At 43.6% G+C, this 3,205-nt stretch carries 3 protein-coding genes; all 3 read left to right on the top strand.

Translation table 11 applies throughout. From position 1 onward, the window contains the following. On the top strand, window positions 1–1,509 hold a 1,509-nt coding region (locus QUA38_RS28160; protein WP_333167698.1), incomplete at its 5' end, for an Hsp70 family protein. A 109-nt stretch (window positions 1,510–1,618) separates the two neighbouring features. Next, window positions 1,619–2,470 (top strand): bifunctional class I SAM-dependent methyltransferase/HIT family protein, encoded by an 852-nt coding sequence (locus tag QUA38_RS28165; protein WP_333167700.1) that lies wholly within the window; start codon window positions 1,619–1,621, stop codon window positions 2,468–2,470. Between the two features lie 191 nt (window positions 2,471–2,661). Continuing rightward, window positions 2,662–3,205, top strand: a 544-nt coding sequence (locus QUA38_RS28170; RefSeq protein ID WP_333167702.1) for a hypothetical protein, incomplete at its 3' end; no start/stop codon positions are given.

Raw genomic sequence — 3,205 nt, forward strand, 5'->3', positions numbered from 1 at the left:
TTGGTGTTGGGAGAAAAAGTGCGATCGCAGCGTTTGGGGCAATCCCAGCCAGACCGCTTTTTCAAAGCTTTTAAACGCAATTTAGCTGCCGACTTTCAGCCACCACCCCGCAATATTGATGGCGAAACCTACACGTCAGAATCAGTAGCAGAACAGTTTATCACAACTATTTGGAAACAGTTGTATATACAAAATATACAACCAGACAAAGTAATTTTTACAGTACCCGTCGGAGCATTTGAGCGATATCTAGATTGGTTTCGCGACTTAGGAGAAAATTTGGGAGTTGCGGAAGTTCAGGTAGTAGATGAATCCACAGCCGCCGCCCTAGGATATGCAGTAAAACGCCCCGGTTCTCTAGTTTTAGTAGTTGATTTTGGCGGCGGAACATTAGATTTAAGTTTAGTTCGTACTGCTCTAACCCCCCCCTTACCCCCCCTTAGTAAGGGGGGGAGAAATCTCGCTTCCCCCCTTAGCCAGGGGGAGAGAAATCTCGCTTCCCCCCTTGACAAGGGGGAGAGAAATCTTGCTCCCCCCCTTAGCAAGGGGGGGCTGGGGGGGGTGCGTGCCGAAGTGTTGGCAAAATCCGATGCTTATGTCGGCGGCGAAGATATTGACATCTGGATTGTCGAAGATTATTTGCGGCAAATTGGTTCGTCGCGGGCAGAAGTCGGCTTTGTTGGCTGGCAAAACTTATTAGAAATAGCGGAAAAATTAAAAATTCAACTTTCTCAAGTTAATGAGGCGAAGGAAAGCTGGTTTGACGATGAAAATTTTATGTCTTACGACTTGCAGCTAAACCGAGAGAAGCTTGAAGAAATTCTGGAATCTAGGCAGTTGTTAGAACAGTTGCGGGAAAGTTTAGATGAAGTGCTGAGTATTGCGCTGGGAAAAGGGATCGGCAAAGCAGATATCGAACAGGTTTTGCTGGTAGGAGGAACTTCTTTAATCCCGGCTGTATCTAATTTAGTGGTTTCGTATTTTGGGCGGCAAAAAGTCAAAACAGACAAGCCTTTTGAAGCCGTGGCGCACGGTGCTTTAGCATTGACACAATTAGCGAGTGTTGAGGATTACTTGCGCCACAGCTATGCAATTCGCCTTTGGGAACCTTATGCTAAAGCTTATGATTATTCGCCGATATTTAGCAAGGAAATGAAATATCCCTGTCAAAGTTCCGAAGAGTTGACGCTGCAAGTGGCAATTGAAGGGCAAAGGGAAATTCGGTTAGATATTGGGGAAGTTGCAGAGGTATCGCAAGCGGAGGTTATTTTTAACGAAAAAGGGCAAATGACGAGCAGTTTGCTCAACAAACAGACGGATTTTCGGTCTCTGGAAAGCCACCACCAGCAGGTTTGTGTGGCGCATTTGAATCCGCCTGGGGTATTGGGAATTGACAGGGTTTCGGTGAGTTTTGAGGTGGATGAGAGGCGGGTTTTGTTGGCGACGGTGCGGGATTTGGTGACTGGTAAGGTGTTGGTGGAAAAAGGGGCGATCGCCAAACTGCAATAATGGTAAAATTTTTAGATAACATTCGGATCTTGAAATCGGTACTACACAAACTCTCGTCCGGATGGTGCGCGGACGGAAGAATATTTATTTAAATCAAATTTATGCCGCCATGAAAAAGCAACAAAATAAATTCAGCCACCTGACGGCAATCGAAAGAATTTATCTGTCATTTCCGGCAAGATTTTTATTGGATAAAAACTTGCTGCAAGGCAAAGTCTTAGATTTTGGGTGCGGCTTCGGCAGCGATGTTAGATTGTTGCACCAAAAAGGCTTGAATATTGGGGGTTACGACCCTTATTATTTCCCGGAATTCCCCGAAGATAAATTTGACACCATCATTTGCTTTTATGTTTTAAATGTTTTGTTTCCTGAAGAACAAGCTAATGTCCTGATGGAAGTGTCGCACCTGTTGAAACCGGGAGGTAAGGCATATTTTGCGGTGAGAAGGGATATCAAAAAAGAAGGCTTTCGAGAACATTATGTCCACAAAAAACCTACATATCAGTGCATTGTCAAACTTCCATTTAAGCCAGTTCACCTAGATGAGTCTTGCGAAATTTACAAATACGTGCATTACAACCATCAAAGAAATTCTACTAATAACTGCATATTCTGCAATCCGTATAAAAACCTAATTTTGCTCACTGAATCAGCAACCGCTTATGCGATGTTTGATGGTTATCCCGCCAGCAAAGGTCATGTTTTAATCATCCCCAAGCGTCACGTTGCAAATTATTTTGAACTTCCGTTTCGAGAGCAATCGGCTTGCTGGTTTATGGCTAATAAGGTACAAGAGATGTTAAGTAAAGAATTTCAGCCTGACGGGTTTAATGTGGGAATAAATATTAATAAACAGGCAGGTCAAAGTCGCACTCACGCGGCTATTCATGTTATCCCGCGTTACAAGGGCGATGCGGCTGGGAATAAAGGCGGAATTAGATATGTAATTCCTAAGAGTTAAAATTAAAATTTAGGACATTGTGAAATGTTTTTTTGACCGCAGAGGCGCAGAGAACACAGAGGAATAGAGAAGAGAGGAATTCATAATTTTTATAAGGATTGTTATATTTGAGCAAACGGCGAGCAAAATAGAGTTAAAATGTGTTTGCCAAGTCTAAAACTACACATTAGCAGTAATTTGGTGTTCTGTTTATGTCTAAGCGCAAAAAGCAAGAATGGCTCAAGGAAACCTTAGAGCTTAAAGAAGACCACAATTGGAAGTCAAAGCCTGGAACTCGGATTTTTGTCGCAGGAAGAGGTGCAGTTCGCTTTGATGCCCCGGAAGATGGGCATTTTGAACCCGATACAAAGTCGTTTCGATTTACGGATAAAAAGCCGCCGGATGATGATTGTTGTTTGGAGGTTTCGTTTAATTTGCTACCGCCTGGTAACTGGGCAGATTTTCCGCTAGTACCGCTATTACAGAAGGTGGTTGAAGATGATACGCGAAATCCGATCGCTCCTGGGGAAATTATCCAATTGAAGCGGCAAACGGCCCGCATTGTTTGGACTGAATTTAAGTTTATCGACCCTCCAGAACAGCGGGAAGCTTATTCGCGAATCTGTATTGGATTGGGTTCTAATGTTCAGTGTTTGATTACTTTTGATTACTGGGTTGACGATGCAGAGCGTTTGACTCCTGTCTGGGATACGGTGATGGATTCGTTAGTTCTGGGTTTGTTTATTAGCGACCCTC

Source organism: Microcoleus sp. Pol12B4 (genome assembly GCF_036701385.1).
In the GTDB taxonomy this organism is placed as follows: domain Bacteria; phylum Cyanobacteriota; class Cyanobacteriia; order Cyanobacteriales; family Microcoleaceae; genus Microcoleus.

Coding starts and splice junctions, on each gene's coding strand:
- QUA38_RS28165 (WP_333167700.1), top strand. CDS start 1,619: ATGAAAAAGCAACAAAATAAATTCAGCCACCTGACGGCAATCGAAAGA.